This window comes from Mesorhizobium sp. M7A.F.Ca.MR.362.00.0.0 (assembly GCF_004023175.1).
Classification (GTDB): domain Bacteria; phylum Pseudomonadota; class Alphaproteobacteria; order Rhizobiales; family Rhizobiaceae; genus Mesorhizobium.
Map to the genome: position 1 here is coordinate 2863 of NZ_RZTF01000396.1, position 1861 is coordinate 4723.

2 protein-coding genes and 1 pseudogene (1 of these 3 cut by a window edge) are annotated in these 1861 nt (G+C 63.9%); all 3 read right to left on the reverse strand.

Translation table 11 applies throughout. From position 1 onward, the window contains the following. Positions 1-81, reverse strand: a pseudogene (locus EOC06_RS31150) (carbohydrate ABC transporter permease) (it extends 754 nt beyond the left edge of the window). A 1-nt stretch (position 82) separates the two neighbouring features. Beyond that, positions 83-955 (reverse strand): carbohydrate ABC transporter permease, encoded by an 873-nt coding sequence (locus tag EOC06_RS31155; RefSeq protein WP_245470249.1) that lies wholly within the window; start codon positions 953-955, stop codon positions 83-85. Between the two features lie 116 nt (positions 956-1071). Beyond that, positions 1072-1861 (reverse strand): extracellular solute-binding protein (locus tag EOC06_RS43975; protein WP_245470247.1); only part of this gene is annotated, 790 nt, incomplete at its 5' end.

Sequence of the window (1861 nt, forward strand, 5' to 3'; positions counted from 1 at the left end):
GGCGTAATAGAACGGGAACACCGCGACGAAGACGATTGCCGCAACCAGCAGATAAAAGCCCGTGCGCTTGACGATCCACATGTCAGCGGCCTCCGTCCAGCCTGATCCGGCCGATGCGGATGGTGACGATGGTGAGCAGAGCGAGGATCAGGAAAAGCAAGGTCGAGGCGGCGGAGCCATAGGCGAACTTGTCGAACTCGAACAGGTTCTCACGGGCGAACACCGACATCGACTTGGTGTGCGCATTGTTGGGCGTCAGCACATAGATCAGGTCGAAGATGCGCAGCGCATCGAGCGCGCGGAAGATCACGGCCACCATCAGCGCGGGGCGGATGAGCGGCAAGGTCACCCGCCAGAAGATCTGCCACGGATTGGCGCCGTCTAGCCTGGCGACCTCGATGATCTCTCTCGGCAGCATCTGCAGCGCGGCCAGGATGAGCAGCGTCATGAATGGTATCGCCTTCCAGATATCGACGATGAGGACCGCGGCCATCGCCGTGTCGGCGTTGGCCGTCCAGGCGATCTTGGTGCTGATCAGGCCAAGATTGAGCAGCACGACATTGATGATGCCGAACTGGTCGTTGAGCATCCATTGCCACATCTTCGCCGAGACGATCGTCGGGATGGCCCAGGGGATCAGGATCGCTGCCCTGACGATGCCGCGGCCGGCGAATTCCGCGTTGAGAACCAGGGCAACGATGGTGCCGAGGATGGTTTCGCAGGTCACCGAAATCACCGTGAAGCGGACCGTGTTCCAGACCGCGCGCCACCAGACCGGATCGACCAGCAACCCGTCATAGAGGGTCCGGCCGCTCGGCATGTGCAGTACCGAGAAGTAATTGGCGAAGCCGACCCATTGGCGCGCGTCGAGGTCGGCCAGCGAGGCGTCGGTGAAGCTGAAATAGACCGTGCGGGCAAGCGGCCAGCCGGCCGCCGCGGCGAGCACCAGAAGCATCGGCGCCAGGAAAAGCCACGCCGAGCGAACGCGCTGTGCCGTCAACGGCGATGGCCGACGGCGAACAGCCTGTGTCTCCGACGCCGCACGGGCGTCGGTCCCTGTCGGCACTGTGGTCACCAGCCGTTGCCCTTCAGCTTGGTCAGCGTCGCTTCGAGGTCGGCCAGATTGTCGGCGGCGGTGCCGTCGCCCGACAGCGTGTTGTGAACGGCGTTCCAGAACTGGCTCGACGCCTCGTTGTATTTGATCCTGGCCGCGGCCGAGGGGCGCGGCACCGCATTGAGAAATATCTGCTTCCAGCGCGGAATAATCGGCTGCTCCCTGGCAATGTCGGCATCGTCATACAGCGCCTGGATGGTCGGCAGGTTGGACGTCTTCAGCGCGCGGTATTTCTGCATCGCGGGCGAAGCGATGAACTTGACCAGCTCGATCGCGGCATCCGGATGCTTCGAATATTTGGAGACGGCGAGGTTCCAGCCGCCCAGGGTCGCGACCGGTCGGGCGCCTTCGCCCGTGCCGGCCGGCAGCGGTACCACGTCGAACTTGCCCTTGATCGGCGAGCCCTCGCCGTTGCCGAGCGCATAGGCATAGGGCCAGTTGCGCATGAAGACCGCATTGCCGGTCTGCCAGACGCCGCGCGATTCCTCTTCCTGGTAGGCGAGCACGCCGGGCGGCGCGATGGTCCCGACCCAGCCCTTGGCCATGTCGAGCGCCGCCGCCGCTTGACTGTTGTTGACGGAGACAGTGCCGTCCGGCTCGATGATCTGGCCGCCGCCATTCGACATCACCCATTCGAGCGCGTTGCAGGTCAGCCCCTCATAGGCATTGCCCTGAAAGACGAAGCCCCAGATATCCCGATTGCCGGCCGCACGCTCCTTGTCCATGACCAATCTGGCGGTGTCCGCC

Excerpts from the sequence above, each read along its gene's own strand:
- EOC06_RS31155 (WP_245470249.1), bottom strand. The coding sequence starts at position 955 with ATGCTTCTGGTGCTCGCCGCGGCGGCCGGCTGGCCGCTTGCCCGCACG.